General features: G+C 66.0%; 15 protein-coding genes. 7 read left to right on the forward strand and 8 right to left on the reverse strand.

Annotated elements, in window-relative coordinates:
• Positions 1-157 precede the first annotated feature (157 nt).
• Together GGQ64_RS07110 and GGQ64_RS07115 are read right to left on the reverse strand one after the other, a co-directional pair.
• Positions 158-1,327 carry an AI-2E family transporter gene (locus tag GGQ64_RS07110; protein ID WP_425488497.1) on the reverse strand — a complete coding sequence of 390 codons (1,170 nt, stop codon included), beginning with the start codon at positions 1,325-1,327 and terminating at the stop codon, positions 158-160.
• 166 nt (positions 1,328-1,493) lie between these two features.
• The gene (locus GGQ64_RS07115) at positions 1,494-1,919 is read right to left on the reverse strand and encodes a BA14K family protein (protein WP_183801304.1); all 426 of its coding nucleotides are present in this window, start codon (positions 1,917-1,919) and stop codon (positions 1,494-1,496) included.
• 250 nt (positions 1,920-2,169) lie between these two features.
• Between GGQ64_RS07115 and GGQ64_RS07120 the strand changes: the two genes are divergently transcribed.
• Together GGQ64_RS07120 and pgi are read left to right on the forward strand one after the other, a co-directional pair.
• Positions 2,170-3,870 (forward strand): long-chain-fatty-acid--CoA ligase, encoded by a 1,701-nt coding sequence (locus tag GGQ64_RS07120; RefSeq protein ID WP_183801307.1) that lies wholly within the window; start codon positions 2,170-2,172, stop codon positions 3,868-3,870.
• Between the two features lie 143 nt (positions 3,871-4,013).
• The gene (gene pgi / locus GGQ64_RS07125) at positions 4,014-5,639 is read left to right on the forward strand and encodes a glucose-6-phosphate isomerase (protein WP_183801311.1); all 1,626 of its coding nucleotides are present in this window, start codon (positions 4,014-4,016) and stop codon (positions 5,637-5,639) included.
• 165 nt (positions 5,640-5,804) lie between these two features.
• On the opposite strand, the gene GGQ64_RS07130 is transcribed toward pgi, so the two are convergent.
• From GGQ64_RS07130 to GGQ64_RS07140, 3 genes are all read right to left on the reverse strand, one after another.
• Complete coding sequence (locus GGQ64_RS07130; RefSeq protein ID WP_183801314.1) at positions 5,805-6,731, reverse strand: carbohydrate kinase family protein; 927 nt, start codon at positions 6,729-6,731, stop codon at positions 5,805-5,807.
• Between the two features lie 83 nt (positions 6,732-6,814).
• Positions 6,815-7,513: an orotate phosphoribosyltransferase gene (locus GGQ64_RS07135; protein ID WP_183801317.1), complete on the reverse strand. Its 699-nt coding sequence runs from the start codon at positions 7,511-7,513 to the stop codon at positions 6,815-6,817.
• Positions 7,514-7,655: 142 nt separating this feature from the next.
• Positions 7,656-8,096, reverse strand: coding sequence for a DoxX family protein (locus GGQ64_RS07140; RefSeq protein WP_183801319.1), 441 nt, complete (start codon positions 8,094-8,096; stop codon positions 7,656-7,658).
• A 265-nt stretch (positions 8,097-8,361) separates the two neighbouring features.
• Here GGQ64_RS07140 and GGQ64_RS07145 point away from each other — a divergent pair, with 265 nt between their 5' ends.
• Together GGQ64_RS07145 and GGQ64_RS07150 are read left to right on the forward strand one after the other, a co-directional pair.
• Positions 8,362-9,069, forward strand: a complete 708-nt coding sequence (locus GGQ64_RS07145) for a Crp/Fnr family transcriptional regulator (protein WP_183801322.1) — start codon at positions 8,362-8,364, stop codon at positions 9,067-9,069.
• A gap of 5 nt (positions 9,070-9,074) precedes the next feature.
• Positions 9,075-10,970, forward strand: a complete 1,896-nt coding sequence (locus GGQ64_RS07150; protein ID WP_343059437.1) for a CHASE2 domain-containing protein — start codon at positions 9,075-9,077, stop codon at positions 10,968-10,970.
• Positions 10,971-10,989: 19 nt separating this feature from the next.
• Here GGQ64_RS07150 and GGQ64_RS07155 read toward each other — a convergent pair whose 3' ends face one another.
• Positions 10,990-11,622 carry a FecR family protein gene (locus GGQ64_RS07155; RefSeq protein WP_183801325.1) on the reverse strand — a complete coding sequence of 211 codons (633 nt, stop codon included), beginning with the start codon at positions 11,620-11,622 and terminating at the stop codon, positions 10,990-10,992.
• A 141-nt stretch (positions 11,623-11,763) separates the two neighbouring features.
• On the opposite strand from GGQ64_RS07155, the gene GGQ64_RS07160 reads away from it, so the two are divergent.
• Positions 11,764-12,372, forward strand: a complete 609-nt coding sequence (locus tag GGQ64_RS07160; RefSeq protein WP_183801328.1) for a sel1 repeat family protein — start codon at positions 11,764-11,766, stop codon at positions 12,370-12,372.
• 46 nt (positions 12,373-12,418) lie between these two features.
• Here GGQ64_RS07160 and GGQ64_RS07165 read toward each other — a convergent pair whose 3' ends face one another.
• A complete protein-coding gene (locus GGQ64_RS07165; protein ID WP_183801331.1) occupies positions 12,419-13,453 on the reverse strand; it encodes a proline racemase family protein in 1,035 nt (344 codons plus the stop codon).
• 205 nt (positions 13,454-13,658) lie between these two features.
• On the opposite strand from GGQ64_RS07165, the gene spdA reads away from it, so the two are divergent.
• Together spdA and GGQ64_RS07175 are read left to right on the forward strand one after the other, a co-directional pair.
• Entirely contained in the window at positions 13,659-14,462 is an 804-nt protein-coding gene (gene spdA / locus GGQ64_RS07170) for a 2', 3'cyclic nucleotide phosphodiesterase SpdA (protein WP_183801334.1), read from the forward strand.
• Between the two features lie 105 nt (positions 14,463-14,567).
• Positions 14,568-15,206 carry a DUF1236 domain-containing protein gene (locus GGQ64_RS07175; protein WP_183801337.1) on the forward strand — a complete coding sequence of 213 codons (639 nt, stop codon included), beginning with the start codon at positions 14,568-14,570 and terminating at the stop codon, positions 15,204-15,206.
• A gap of 51 nt (positions 15,207-15,257) precedes the next feature.
• Here GGQ64_RS07175 and GGQ64_RS07180 read toward each other — a convergent pair whose 3' ends face one another.
• Positions 15,258-15,920 (reverse strand): phosphoribosyltransferase, encoded by a 663-nt coding sequence (locus tag GGQ64_RS07180; protein WP_246422471.1) that lies wholly within the window; start codon positions 15,918-15,920, stop codon positions 15,258-15,260.
• Positions 15,921-15,949: the final 29 nt, after the last annotated feature.

A 15,949-nucleotide genomic window follows, 5' to 3' on the forward strand; every position in this document is an offset into this window, starting at 1 on the left:
TCACGGCTTGAGGCCTGCCATTGCAGATCCGGTAGCAGAGCGCTCTGCCACTATGGCTCGGCCGGCAAGCGCAACTCTCGATGCGTCCGCCGAAGGCGCGCGATCCGATGCAGCCCCGGCCTGACCCGTGGCCGCCGAATGTCCGCCTCCTGGCAGGCTATTCCGCTGCGGTCTTCTCGGCCGCCTTCTCGATGACCGCCGGTTCCTCGGTCATCTCGACCTCGCGGACCCATTCGCGCCAGATGGCGACCAGGAGCGCCATCAGCACGGGGCCGATGAACAGGCCGAGGAAGCCCATGGTCTTCACCCCGCCGATGAGGCCGAAGAAGGTGGGCAGGAACGGCAGCTTGATCGGCCCGCCGACCAGCTTCGGGCGCAGTGTCTTGTCGACGATGAAGAGCTCGATGGAGCCCCAGAGGAAGAGGGCGGTGCCGGCGACGGCCGATCCACTGGCGACGAGGTAGATCGACACCAGCGTGAAGGCCAGCGGCGCACCGCCGGGAAAGAGCGCCATCAGCCCCGTCAGCACGCCGAGGGTGACGGCTGAGGGGACGCCGGCGATCCAGTAGGCGATGCCGAGCACGATGCCCTCGCCGATCGCGATCAGCGTCATGCCGGTGACGGTGGAGCTGATCGTGGCAGGCACGATGCGCGAGATCCGCTCCCAGCGCATCGGCAGGATGCGTTCGCCGATGCTGTCCACCTGCGACAGGAAACTTTCCCCGTCACGATAGATGAAGAAGAGCGCAATCAGCATGAACAGCGTCGTCAGGAGCAGATGGAAGGCCGCGCCGCCGGCGGCCAGTGCGACGCGATAGATATTGGCGATGTTGGCGCCGCTGACGATCTGCGTCAGTTCGCCGACCGCGCCGGGATGATCGAGAAGCTGGGTCCAGCGGTTGGCCATCCACTCACCCACCACCGGCAGGGCGCGGATCCATTCCGGTACGGGGGCTCCGGTCTTGTTTGTCGCCACCGCCCAGCCGATCCACTCCCGCACCTCCTGGAAAGCGTAGGTGACGGCGAACATGATGGGCACGATGATGAAGGCGAGGATCAGCAGGATGGCGATCGCAGCAGCCAGCGTGCGCTGCCCGTTGAGCGCCAGGCGCAGCCGACAGAACAGCGGCCAGCTGGCCGTGGCGATCACCAGCGCGGCAAGGACCGGCACGACGAAGCCGTGGAAGAAATAGACGCCGGCAATGATGACGAGAAACAGCAGCCAGCGCGCGGCAGAGATCGAGGAGATCAGGGCAACGCCGGTCGTCCGCGCAGCTCCCAGCAGGCGCGGTTCGTGGCGGATGTTGCGCAGTTCGGGCTGGTGCACCGTGTTCCTCCTGTTCGATGCGGCTCCGCACGTCACGCAATTCGGGGCGCATTGCCTCATATGGTGATACCAGTGTCTGATGTCACGGCAAAGAAAACCTTGCCGGTGCGAGATATTTTTGCCCCGGCCGCAATCGGGATCGGCATGGGATACCAGGAATCAGGGGCTAGCGCGGCACGCAGGTTCGTCGCGGCCCGCTCAAGGGCTGGTAGCTGTTGTCCGAAAGCCGGTAACTCCGGTAGCGATTGGCGCACCATCGCTGGGGTGTCATCCCATAGACCGGCGCGCCGGGCCCGACGGTGACGTCGCCGAGCATCTCGCCGGTGCCGAAGGCCCATCGCGGATACCAGTAGCCGTTGCGATGGCGATAGTAGCCGTCGCGGTAGGTCGAATAGCCGCGAAGGCCGCGGTAGGTCGGGGCGCCGCGCAAGCTGTCGACGGGATTGCGGGCAATCCCGAGCGCATCCACGGGATCCTGGCCGACCACGACCGGGCCATGACGGGGGCGCAGGGCATCGATGGCAGACGCCGGCACGGCGGCCAGGAAGGCCAGGAGCAGCGTCGAAACCACCAGACCGGTATGTTGGCCCATCTTGTTGCCTCCTTCCGGCGTTCGGCTGCATCAACATTTTCCCACGGATGCGACCGGCTTACCAGCAGGCCCTGATCAGCGGTGGAGTTCCATGGTTCACTTGTTGACGTTTACGTCAAGGTTATATAGCGATTGTGCTTGATGACATGGAGCAAAGGCATCATGCTGCCGCACCGGGAGGTTGGAGGACCTGCCGGTTGCGCTTATACGGCAGCAATGCGACCGGGCATGCGAGGGAGGATCGACATACATGGCAGCAACCGTTCAGGATCGGACCGGACCCTCTTCGGACAGGATCTGGCTCGCCTCCTATCCGCCCGGTACTCCTGCCGAGATCCCGCCGCTGGCCTATGAATCGATCGGCGACGCACTCGTCCACTATTGCCAGAAATATGCCGACCGCCCTGCCTTCATCAGCATGGGCAAGGCCTTGAGCTTCCGGGAGCTGGAGGCGCAATCGGCGCGGATCGGCGCCTGGCTGCAGTCGCGCGGCCTGGTCAAGGGCGACCGCGTCGCGGTGATGATGCCCAATATCCTGCAGAACCCGGTCACGGTGTACGGCATCCTGCGCGCCGGGTTCACCGTCGTGAACGTCAATCCGCTCTACACGCCGCGCGAACTGGAACACCAGCTCAACGATTCCGGCGCGAAGGTCCTGTTCGTGCTGGAGAATTTCGCCCACACCGTCCAGCAGGCGATCGGCAGGACCGGGGTGAAGGACGTCGTGGTCTGCAGCATGGGCGACATGCTGGGCCTGAAGGGCCTCGTGGTCAACGTGATCGTGCGCAAGGTCAAGAAGCTCGTGCCAGCGTGGTCGCTGCCGGGCCATCACCCGTTTTCGTCGGTGATGGCGAAGGCGGCCGGCCTGACCCTTGGCGACAAGACGGTCGCCCGCACCGACATCGCCTTCCTGCAATATACCGGCGGCACCACGGGCGTTTCCAAGGGCGCGATGCTGACGCATGCGAACCTGCTTTCCAACATGGAGCAGATGGGCCTCTGGCTGGAGACCGCCTTCCTCGGCAGGCAGAGGCCGGAGCGGATGGTCTTCCTCTGCGCCCTGCCGCTCTATCATATCTTCGCGCTGACGGTGAATTCGCTCGCCGGCCTCCTGACCGGCGCCACCAACATCCTAATCGCAAATCCGCGCGACATCCCCGCCCTCGTCAAGGACATGGCGACCTATCGCGTCAACGTCTTCCCCGGCCTCAACACGCTGTTCAACGCGTTGATGAACAATCCGGATTTCCAGAAGATCGACTTCTCGAACCTGGCGCTGACCTTCGGCGGCGGCATGTCCGTCCAGCGGCCCGTCGCGGAGCGCTGGCACAAGATGACCGGCTGCCCGATCGCGGAAGGATACGGGCTCTCGGAGACTTCGCCGGTGGCGACGGCGAACCGGCTGGACGCGACCGAATTCACCGGCACGATCGGCATGCCGATCCCGTCCACCTACGTGGACATTCGCGACGACGACGGCCGCTCGCTGCCGGTCGGCGATGTCGGCGAGATCTGCATCCGTGGTCCGCAGGTGATGGCCGGCTACTGGCAGCGTCCTGACGAGACGGCCCGCGCGATGACCGCTGACGGTTTCTTCCGCACCGGCGACATCGGCTTCATGGATGAGAGAGGGCTGGTCAAGATCGTCGACCGGAAGAAGGACATGATCCTCGTCTCCGGCTTCAACGTCTTCCCCAACGAGGTGGAAGAGGTGGCGATGACTATGCCCGGCATCCTCGAATGCGCGGCGATCGGCATCCCGGACGAGCATTCCGGCGAGGCGGTCAAGCTCTTCGTCGTGCGCAGGGACGCTGACCTCACCGAGGCGGCGGTGAAGGCACACTGCGCCGACAACCTGACCAACTACAAGCGCCCGCGCTACATCGAGTTCCGCAACGAGCTGCCGAAATCCAATGTCGGCAAGATCCTGCGGCGGGAGCTGCGTCCCTAGTCGAAAGGCCGGCACATAAATCGATTTAAATACCCGCCGGAAAAGCGGCTATCTTCGCCTGAAAGCGACTTGCCGCCCTTGATTCGCGTCATGCAAACCGCCTAGGTATCGCACCAGCCATGTTGCGATGCAGGGAGACTGTCATGAACGCGCTCGTCGAAACGCTGAAAGCCACCGCGAAGGACACCAACGCCACGGACATCCGTGCCGCCTTCGCCGCAGATCCGCAACGCTTCGCCCGTTTCAGCGTGACGCTGGACGACTTCCTGTTCGACTTTTCCAAATGCGCGGTCAACGGTCGCGTGCTCGACGGGCTCGAGGCGCTGGCCAGGGAAGCGGGCGTGGAGAAGAAGCGCGACGCCATGTTCGCCGGCGAGAAGATCAACATCACCGAGGAGCGCGCGGTGCTGCATACCGCCCTGCGCAACCGCTCGAACACGCCGGTGCTGGTGGACGGCCGCGACGTGATGCCAGACGTGAACGGCGTGCTCGACGCCATGGGCGCCTTTTCCGACGGCATCCGTTCGGGCAAGCTTGCGGGCGCGACCGGCAAGAAGATCACCGACGTGGTCAATATCGGCATCGGCGGCTCCGATCTCGGCCCGGTGATGGCGACCTTGGCGCTTGCCCCCTACCATGACGGGCCGCGCCTGCACTTCGTCTCCAACATCGACGGCGCGCACATCGCCGACACGCTGAAGCTGCTGGAGGCGGAGACGACGCTCTTCATCGTCGCCTCGAAGACCTTCACCACGATCGAGACGATGACCAATGCCGCAACGGCGCGCGCCTTCATCGCCGGCAAGCTCGGCGAGGTCGCCGTCGGCCACCACTTCTGCGCCGTCTCCACCGCGCTCGACAAGGTGGCCGCCTTCGGCATCGCCGGGGAACGGGTGTTCGGCTTCTGGGACTGGGTCGGCGGGCGCTATTCGCTCTGGTCGGCGATCGGCCTGCCGCTGATGATCGCCATCGGCAAGGAGAAGTTCGGCGAATTCCTCGCCGGCGGGCATGCGATCGACAACCACTTCCGCACGGCGCCGTTCCGCCAGAACATCCCCATGCTGCTCGGCCTGATCGGCTACTACAACCGCAACGTCCTCGGATACCCGTCGCGGGCGATTCTGCCCTACGACCAGCGGCTGTTGCGCTTTCCCGCCTATCTGCAGCAGCTCGACATGGAATCGAACGGTAAGTCGGTGACGATGGACAGCGCGCCGGTCGAAGGCAAGACCGGGCCGGTGGTCTGGGGCGAGCCCGGCACCAATGGCCAGCACGCCTTCTACCAGCTGATCCACCAGGGCACGGACGTCATTCCGGCCGAGTTCATGATCGCCGCCAACGGCCACGAGAAGAACCTGCGCCACCAGCACGAACTGCTGATCGCCAACTGCCTGGCGCAGTCGGAAGCGCTGATGAAGGGGCGTACCCTCGACGAAGCCAAGGCGCAGTTGACCTCCAAGGGCATGGACGAGGCGAAGGCCGACAGGATCGCGCCGCACCGTGTCTTCTCGGGCAACCGTCCGTCGATCACGATGGTCCATAACGAACTCACCCCGTTTGCGCTCGGACGCCTGATCGCCCTCTACGAGCACCGCGTCTTCGTCGAGGGCGCGCTGTTCAACATCAATTCGTTCGACCAGTGGGGCGTGGAGCTCGGCAAGGAACTGGCGACCGGGCTGCTGCCGGTGGTCGAGGGCAAGGAAAGCGCCGCCGGTCACGATTCGTCCACCGCCGGGCTGGTCGCGGCGCTGCTGAAGGCTGCGAAGTAAGAGGCGCTTGCGTGAGGGCTGCCCCTCATCCGCCTGCCGGCACCTTCTCCCGCAGGCGGGGAGAAGGCGGTTGCCGCAGCGTCTCAGTCCCCTCGCCCCGCTTGCGGGGAGAGGGTTAGGGTGAGGGGCCATTTGCATAGCAGGCAACGAGCGCAGACCTGGTGATTACAGGCCGATTTCGCGGGCCCAAGGCGGGTTGGCGCCGGCGCGTGAGACGGTGACGGCGGCGGCTTTTGCGGCGAGGGTAAGCGCGTCGCGCAGGCCTGTCTCACCGAGCGAGGCGACCTTTTCCTTCGTCAGCAGATCGTTGCGCTTCAGCGATGCCAGCACGCCGGCGTCGAAGGTGTCGCCGGCGCCGATCGTATCCACGACCTCGACCTTCTCGCCTGCGACAGAAACCTTGAGGTCCTTCGTGTAGCCGTCGGCGCCGTCAGCGCCCTTGGTGATGACCACGACCTTGGGGCCGCGCTCCAGCCATTGCGCGGCGAGCTCGTCATGGCTGCCGTGCATGCCGAACCATTCGAGGTCCTCGTCGGAGAACTTGATGATGTCGGAGCGGGCGGCCATGCGCTCGATGCGCGCCCTGTGGGCCTGTTTGTCCTTGATGAAGCCGGGACGGATGTTGGGATCGAGCGAGATGACGCGCTTTTCGTGCTCGCGCATGAGCAGCGCCTCATAGGTCGAACCGCAGGGCTCGGGGATGAGGCTGATGGCGCCGAAATGCAGTGCCTCGCAATCGTCGCCAAGAACCGGCAGGTTCTCCGTGCCGATCATGCGGCCTGCGGTGTTCTCGTCGTAGAAGGCATAGGTCGCCTGACCGTCGACCAGCTTCACGAAGGCGACCGTGGTCGGGCGGGAGAGCGTGGCACAGGGGCTGTAGTCGACGTGGCTTCCGGCGAGCGCCTGGCGCAACACGTCGCCGAGCATGTCGTCCGACAGGCCGGTGAAGAAGGCGGCCGGCACGCCGAGGCGGCCGAGCGCGATCGCGGTGTTGAAGATCGCCCCGCCCGCATAGGGCGCATAGGCATCCTCGCCGAGCGTCGAGGTGCGCGGCAGCATGTCGATCAGCGCTTCGCCACAACACAGGATCATGAAATCATCCTCCAACGATTTTTCAATCGATTTAATGGACGGCGTGAAAAAACGCCAGCAGCTTTTGTCTTAAAGGCCCCGGCTCAGGACGTCGGCAGCGCGCTCACGCCGCCGTGGTCGGCCGACCACAGGAGCGGCGCGTTGAGGAAGGCCTCGACCGATGCGAGCGTCCCCTCGTCGAAGAGCTTCTGCGCGCGGGCGACCGCAAGCACGCTACGCCAGGTGGAGACGTGATGCAGCTTGACCTTGCCGTTGGCAAAACGCGCCCCCGCCTCGGCGAAGATGCCGTAGTAGAACAGCGCCATGCCGTGTTCGACGACGCCGCCGGCCTCGCGGATCGCGTCGATGAAGGTGAACATCGATCCGCCGGCGGTGGTCAGGTCCTCGATGACGAGCACGCGCGCGCCTTCGGGCATCACGCCTTCGATCTGCGCATTGCGGCCGTGGCCCTTCGGCTTCTTGCGAACATAGATCATCGGCAGCCCGAGCCGGTCGGCCAGAAGTGCCGCGAACGGGATCCCGGCCGTCTCGCCGCCGGCGATCACGTCGAACTGCTCGAAGCCCGCGTCACGCAGGAGCGTGGCCGCTGCGAAGTCCATCACGGCCGAACGGATGCGGGGGTAGGACAAGAGCTTGCGGCAATCGATATAGACCGGGCTCGCCATGCCGGATGCCAGCTTGTAGGGCTCTTCGGGCCGGAAATGGACCGCCTTGATTTCCCACAGCATGCGGGCCAGCAGTTCCGCCATGGTGTCGCGATCCGGAAACGAATTGGAAAACATGGAACCTCTCCTTCGGCGTTTTTGAGCGCATAGCAGCTAGCGGCTCGCGATGCCAGACGAACCGGCAATCGACCGCGTCACCGGACACAAAAAAGCCTCCCCAGCGGGACCGGGGAGGCTCGTCTAGAAAAGACGGGATGCTTCAGGCGACGAGGGGGGCGACACCGCGGCGGGCATCGACCGAGATCGAGCCGGGGCCGAAGGCTGCGAGGACGAGGAAACCGCCGGCGATCGTCAGGTTCTTCATCATCATCAGACCGTTGAACATGGTCAGCAGGTTGTTTGCGCCTTCCGGGAAATCGGGAACATTGATCGGGCCGCTATGGAACACCAGCGCGGTGAACACGCAGAAGAGGGCCAGGAGATAGGCTGCGATCTTCGTCTGGAAGCCGACGAGGATGAACAGGCCGGCGACGAGTTCGAACAGGCCGGTCAGATAAGCGAGCGCGGTCGCGGCCGGGAGGCCGGCACCGGCGATCATGCCGGCGGTGCCCGACGGGTCGAGCAGCTTCGGATAGCCGGCGAGGATGAACATGGCGGCGAGAAGAATGCGTCCGACGAGGACGACGAGGTTGTGAGGCATGGCAGGCTCCTGGCGGTTGGATTTCGTTGCAGGAATTCTTACCAGATCGTTGCGTTTACACTAGACCGTCGCAAGGTGGACACATCGTTCAACATTTCAGCACGACGAAACGATTCGGCGCACGGCCCACGCGAAAACCATAGCCGGCCACACCTGGCTTGTCTTGTGGAGTTTTCTGTTGCAAGCAGCAGCCGAGTGCGGGAAGAATTGCCCGCCAATGTAGGGGGACTACCGGGATTTCGCCCGGCAACCGGGGACGTCGCACATGAACGAGGTCACGAGAAGCACTGCATTCTGGCGTTCGTTTCCGATCTTCGAGGGGTTCAACAAGGAAACGATCGCCGACATCGCTACGATCGCGAACTACCGCAAGTGGAAGGCGGGGACGGTGCTGTTCCAGCGCGGCGACGAGGGAACCTACCTGATCGTGGTCATCTCCGGCCGCATCAAGATCTCGCTTTTGACCCCGCAGGGCAAGGAGCTGACACTGCGGCACCTGGAGGCCGGCTCGATCTTCGGCGAACTGGCGATCCTCGACGGTCAGCCTCGTTCGGCGGACGCAACCGCCATGATCGCGGCCGAGGGATACGTGATCAGCAAGCGCGACTTCCTCGATGTGCTGACCCGCAATGCTCAATCCTACCAGTCGATCATCCACTATCTCTGCACGAAGCTGCGCGAGACGACCGAGCAACTGGAGACGATCGCGCTTTACGACCTGGATTCGCGCGTGGCGCGCTTCTTCCTCGCCATGCTGCGCAACATTCACGGCAACGAACTGCCGGAAAGCGCCAATCTCCAGCTCGCGCTCAGCCAGACGGATATCGCCAGCATCGTCGGCGCGAGCAGACCCAAGATCAACCGCTCGATCCTCACACTGGAGGACGCGGGCGCCATCCGCCGCACCGCCGACGGCATCATCTTCTGCCATACCGGCAGGCTGCTTTCGGTGGCCGAGCCGGAAGACGAGTAGCGGCGGTGCCCTTTGGCCTGCGATCTTTCGGCGGGAAGCCACTTCTTGCCGGAACCCTCGCAAGCCTGCTCGGCGCATTCCTGATCTATGCCTTCGCCGATACCCTGCTCGCGCGGCAGCGCGAGCTGTTCTTCGACGCACTCACGCAGACAGTCAGCGCGCCGGAGACGGATCGGCTGCTGGTCGTCGATGTCGACCGCAGGTCCTCCCAGGCCACCCCCGGCGAGCTCTGGGGCCGGGCGCAGTCGGCCGAACTCGTCAATGCGCTGGCCGACGCCGCACCGGCCGCGGTGGCGCTCGACTTCGTCTTCAGCGGCCATTGCGAACCGGCAGATCCCGCCAACGGGGCGCTGGCGGAAGCGATCAGCCGGGCTCCGACCATTCTCGGCTTTCTGGTCGGCGACGGCACCGAGCGGCCCCCGCAGCCGGTGCCGGAGCTTGCCGTGCAGCGGCCGGTGGCTATTCCGGACCTCTGGTTCGTCGAAGGAACCGAGGCATCCTGCCCCCTCTTCCAGAACAGGTCTGCCGCCGCTGCCGCGGCGTTCTTCGTCGGAGACAGCGATGCGCTCGTGCGACGCGTCGCGGCCTACACCATCGTCGACAATGCACCCTACCCCGCCCTGGGGCTCGAGGTTGCGCGGCGTGCCGCCGGTGCGGGAACCCCGGTGCTCGGCGGAACGCCGGCATGGATCCGCCTGGACGCGCGGCTGCTGCGCCTGGAAGACGACGGAAGCCTGCGCTTTGCCGCCTCGGACGCGCAGCGCATCGCCCGCCGCACGGTGTCTGCCATCGATGTGCTGAACGGCGACGTCGCGCCCGAGCGGATCCGCGGCAAGGTCGTGCTGGTCGGCAGCAGCCTGCCGACGCTCGGCGGGCTCAGGGCCAGCGCCTCCATGCCGCTCGAACCATCGGTGCAGATCCACGCCGATGTCGCCACTGCGATCCTGACCGGCTTCGTCCCCTCGCGCGACCGGCTCCTCGTCCGGTGGGAAGCGGCATTTGCGCTGGTTGCCGGCATCGCCGGGGCGCTCGCCGTCACGCGCATGCGCCCGACGCATGCCGCGGCGGCCGGCCTCGGGCTGATCGTCGCCACGGTCGCCGGCTCGGCGCTGATCTATCGCCAGAGCGGCCTGCTCGTCGATGCGCCGGCGATTGCCATGGCGCTGGCCGCCGTTCTGCTCGTCACCGGTATCCTGAAGTTCGCCGACGTTCGCCGCGCCGAGCAGACCGCGCGCCAGCGCTTCGGGCAGTACCTGCCCCCCTCGGTCGTATCGCGCTATCTCGACAATCCGGGCCTCGAGCGCGTCGGTGGAGAGGAACGCCAGGTGACCGCAGTCTTCACCGATATCGAGGACTTTTCCGGCCTCTCCCACAGGATCGGGCCGCAGAGGCTGGTGGCCCTGCTCGACGTCTACTACCGCGAGGTCAACACGCTGGTCGCCGAGCACGGCGGGATGGTCAACAAGGTCGTGGGCGATGCGGTGCATGCGCTCTTCAACGCGCCGGAGGACCTCGACAGGCACGTGGACCGGGCAATCGACTGCGCGCGGGCAATCCGGGCGCTGACGGAGGAGATGCGCCGGCGACCGCAGTTTTCCGAGGTGGAGTTCGGCCGCACCCGCATCGGCATCGAGACCGGCATCGTGGTGCTCGGCGACATCGGCCCCGGCAGCACGCTGGACTACACGGCGCACGGCGAAGCCATGAATGTCGCAGCGCGACTGCAGGAGGCCAACAAGCTGTTCGGCACCGCCATCTGCATCGGCCCCGCGGCCGCCACCGAGACGGCCCGGTCGCTCCGCTCGCTCGGCGTCCACGAAATCCGCGGGATCGCGCCGATGGAGATATTCACTCCTGACGATGTGGCTCCTGTCGACGAGGCTCCCGGCGGGCCGATCTGACCGTCGACAGCGAAAGCGGTCAGCGGACGCCGATGCTGGCATAGGCCTCGCGGATGCGCGCCTCGCCCCACTGAACCACAGGGCCGGGCGGATCACCGGCCGCAACGACGTCGATGCCCTGCCCCGCCCCGACCGCGCGCGTGACGCCGGCGGCGGTGAAGCTGACCAGGCCGCGTTCGACGAAGACGGCGAAGGCGCTCCTGTTCGGCCCGGCGAAGAACTTCGTGCCGCGCACGCCGATCATGCCGAAGGCGGTGCGCACGGTCAGGTCGATCTTCGGCTGCTGCTCTGGCCGGTCGAAGATCATCCCGCCGGTGCCGAGTTCGATCGTGCCGCCCTGGTCGGCGATGAAGCTGTCGACGAGCAGCTCGGTATGGCTGCCGAGCAGGAGCTTCGTCGCTTCGCCGAGCGTCATTTCGGCGAAGCTGCCGTCACCGGTGAGAACGACGTCGCGATCCATGATGTCGGCACCGACCCCCATCGCTGCGAGCTTGCCGCTCGCCCGGCGGCTGACCGTGCCGCGCACCTCGTCGACCGTGCCGATGACCGCCGTGGCCGCCGCAGCGTCACCGGCGAAGGCCGTCAGGACCAGCACGCCGCCTGCAATGAACGTGCGGCGGTCGACGACCACGCGATGTCTATTGTCCAGCATGATGAACCTCTTTGTCTCTTCCCGCGCGTGCGTCGGGCGAAGTTCCGACTATGCCCCGCGAAAGGATACAGGCCTGTCCCCTCGGGAACAAATCCGCACGCAAGCGACGTTTATCCTGTGCATAGGTAAGGGAGACGGAACTTGCGTACCACCAGAACGAAAACGGCCGGGATTGCTTTTTTCATCGCGACGACCCTGATCGCGACAGTGCCTGCTGGGCCTGCCGGCGCATCCGGGCTCTCGATCGAAGACCAATGCGATGCCGCAGCCGCCAGCCGGCACGACGGCACCCGCAACCCGGCCTTCCCGCCGATCGAGGACGGGCAGATCACGCTCGGCGTGGCGCTTTCGGCCTGCCGCGAAGCCTACAATTCCGGCGGCGGGGTCCGCTTCGCCTTCCAGCTCGCCCGCGCGCTGGAGCAGGGCGGTCAGGGGCTCGCAGCGGAGAACCTCTACCGCGAGGCGGCGGAAGGCGGCCACACCGTCGCCATGGTGCGCTACGGGCAGCTTCTACAGAGGAAGGGCGATCTTGCCGCCGCCCACGCGCTCTACCGGCAATCGGCCGAAGCCGGGGACCGGCTCGGCGCCTATGCGCTGGGAATGTCCTATCGCGACGGGATCGGCACGGCGTCGGATGCCGGCAAGGCCGCCGTGTGGCTCGATGCGGCCGCCGCCGGCGGCTACGAGATCGCAGCCCTCGTCGCCGATTTTCCGCAAGCCCCGGACGCGCCGTTCAACGGCGCCCAGTGACACTGCGCCCGCGGGTCGCGCGGTGCCAGCCGGCCCTCGCCCGGCGTCAGCCGATCTCGCCGGCCTGCGGGCCCCAGGTATCGGTCATGGCGAAGCCGTTCGCCAGCGGGTCGGTCGGGTCGAGCGCCACCTGATGCAGCCCGAATGTCCAGCCGCGACCGGTGATCGTCGGGATGATCGCCTTGCGGCCGGCCACCTCGGTTTCAGCCTCAAGGCCCACCTCGAACTGCGAGCCGATGATGGAGCGGGAGCGGAAAGTGTCGCCCACCTTGACCTTCCCGCGCGCATGCAGCGTCGCGAGATTGGCGGAATTGCCGGTGCCGCAGGGAGAGCGGTCGATGCGGCCGGGCCACATCGTGGTCGCCGTGCGGATCGTCCCGTCCGCCTCGCGCTCGCGGAACATCACATAGGCGATGCCGCTGATTTCCGGAATTTCCGGATGGACGACCGGCATGGTCTTGTTGATCAGGTCCTTCAGCGCCATGCCGGCATCGACCAGCTTGCGCGCGTTGGCCTTCTCGATCGTCGTGCCGATCTGCTCGACATCGACCAGCGCGTAGAAGATACCGCCGTAGCTGATGTCGAAGCGCACACGCCCCCAGTCGGGCGTATCGATCTCGGCATCGAGCTCATGGACGAAGGACGGCACCATGGTGAGCTTGACCTTCTCGCAGCGGCCGTCGCTGCAGGTTGCCGTCGCCTTGACGAGACCGGCGGCGGTGTCGAGCACGACCACCGTTTCCGGCTCCTTCATCTCCACGATGCCGCTCTCGAGCAGCGCCGTCGTCACGCAGATGGAGTTGGAGCCGGAGGAGGCATGGGCCTGATCGGCCTGGAGGATGATGAAGCCCGCATCGGCCTCGGGGCGTTTGGCCGGCAGAAGCAGGTTCACCGAGCCGGTCGCTGCGGCGCGCGGCTCCAGGCAGAGGAAACGGCGCAGGCTGTCGTCCACGGTATTGATGTAGTTGAGCTGTTCGGCGATCGAGTTGCCGGGGATCTTCGGTACCCCGCCGATCGCGACCTTGCCGATCTCGCCCTCGCAATGAACGTCCAGAAGCTGGATCGTGCGTTTCCATCTCATCGCGCTACTCCACTCTTGTCCCGCGCCGCCGCTGCGGCACCGATCGCCTACCTGCTACATCACGGCGGGGCGCAATCCAACTGCTTTCATCGCCTCACCCCCCAGTCCCCGGAGCGGCCCCATCGGCACCCCGATCGCCTGCGGGCTTGACCGCTGCATCGCCGCCGGAGACATTCCGCCGCCACCTTTCTCCATGGACCTTTTCATGACCAAGCTCATCGTCTTCACCGACCTCCCCATGACGCCCGAGGGCACCACCATCATCGGCCTCGACCCGTTCGAACGCCTGCGCAAGGGGATCGACCATGTGAACCGCTATCATGCGGACGCCGATCGGGTGATCTTCACCGGCGACCTCACCCACCGGGCCGACACGGCCTCCTACCGGCGGCTCAAGGCGCTGCTGTCGACGCTCGTTCCGCCGGCCGCCATCACGATCGGCAACCACGACAATCGCGAGCGCTTCCTGGACATATTCGATCACGTCACGCCCGACGCGGACGGCTTCGTGCAACAGGCGATCGACTTCGACGACTGCCGGGTGCTGCTGCTCGATACGCTGTTCGCCCCGCCCTACGACTATCCGGCCAGCCATGCCGGACTACTCTGCGACCGGCGCCTTGCCTGGCTTGGCCAGCGGCTTGCGGAAACCGGAAAGCCGGTGCTGCTCTTCATGCATCACCCGCCGCATCGTACCGGGTTCACCGGCATGGACACGATCCGCCTGACGAACGAGGCGGCATTCTACGAGGTGGTGCTGCGGCACGGGAACGTCCGCCACATCTTCGCCGGCCACGTCCACCGCACGATCGGCGGCTCGCATCGTGGCATTCCCTTCTCCATCTTCAAGAGCCCGGTGCATCAGCAGCCGATGCCCTTCGACACCCCAAATCCCTCGCTGTCGGTGGACGAGCCCGGCGCCTACGGCATCGTCGTGCTGACGCCCGAGGGCCTGCAGGTCCACACCGAAGACTATGAAATTGCGCGGCGCGACAGCGTGATCGCGTAACACTTCGTTACCCGGCCTCTTTCCGTAACGAGGGAACCGTAAGCCCTGCGCCACGTTCTGTTGGGCGAAGGGACACACAGATCCAGTAATCGGAAGGAGATACCCATGTACAAGATTCTGATGACGGGCGTTGCGCTCGCGATCGCCGGCGCATCGATGGCCCACGCGGAGGAGCGTAAGGAAAATCCGGGCGCGGCAGCGGCCACCGGTGGTGCTGCCGGCGCATTGACGGGCGCGCTTGTCGGCGGTCCGGTCGGCGCCGCTATCGGCGGGGTTGCCGGCGCAACGCTTGGTGCTGCTTCGGCCGTTCCGCAGGAAACACGCGTCTATGTGATGGAAAACCCGGTGGAGCCTGTCGTGCTCGACGGGCCCGTGACGACCGAGACGCGCCTGCGCGAGGACGTCGTGCTGACGCCGATCCCCGACCAGCCTGAATTCTCGTACGTCTATGTCGAGAACCGGCCGGTGATCGTGCGGACTGACGACCGTCAGGTCGTCTATGTCGACGAAGTGCAGGCGACCGGCAGCGTCGCTCCGCCGATCCCCGAGACGACGATCACCTATATCGAGCGTCACCCGGTCGGCCCGGTTATTCTCGAAGGGCCGGTTGCGGCCGGCACCGTCGTCCCCGAGGACGTCGATATCGTCGCGGTCCCGGAAAGCCCGGACTACGGCTACATCTATGTGGAAGACCGTCCGGTGCTGGTCGACCGCGGCAGCCGCCAGATCCTCTGGACGCGTTGAAGCCGAACGACCTGACGCAGACGAACGGCCCGCAGCTTGCGGGCCGTTTTTCTATGACGGGCCCGCCACAGCGCGCGCCATGAGATCGATCACCTCCTGGTCGCTAACCTGGGGGAAGTCGCGATAGTGGCAGCTGACGGCGCGGAAGCCGGCCGGTTGCCTCAGACATACGATACGGTCGGCCGAGCGCGCCAGAAGCCGAAGCGTCTCCGGTGGGCCGACCGGCACCGCCAGGGTGATGGAGGCAACCTCCTGCAGCCGGAGCGCTTTCAGCGCCGCAGCCAGGGTAGCGCCGGTCGCCACGCCGTCGTCGACGACGATGACATTGCGGCCCTCGAGCGGGATCTCTACCCTGTCGCCCCGATACCTCCGGCGCTGGCGATCGATCTCCGTCCGCTGCCTGGCCGCCTCGGCGTCGACATAGGCCACTGTGGCGCCGCTCAAGCCGACGAGTTCCTCGTTCAGGACGACCTGCGGCTCGCCGCTTCCGGCGATCGCCCCGATCGCGACCTCGGGGTTTGACGGCGCCCCGATCTTGCGCACGAACAGAAGATCCATCTCCGCGCCGAGCACGGCCGCGATCTCGGCGGCCACGGGGACGCCGCCCCGCGGGACGGCGAGAACGACCGGCTGCCCGATCCTTTCGCCGGCAAGCACCGCGGCCAATTTTCGCCCCGCATCCGGGCGATCCTCGAACTGCTGTCCGTCGGGCATTTCCGCCCTCCTGGAGGGGGCGATAGGCT

It is taken from the genome of Mycoplana azooxidifex (genome assembly GCF_014196765.1).
GTDB classification, from domain to species: domain Bacteria; phylum Pseudomonadota; class Alphaproteobacteria; order Rhizobiales; family Rhizobiaceae; genus Mycoplana; species Mycoplana azooxidifex.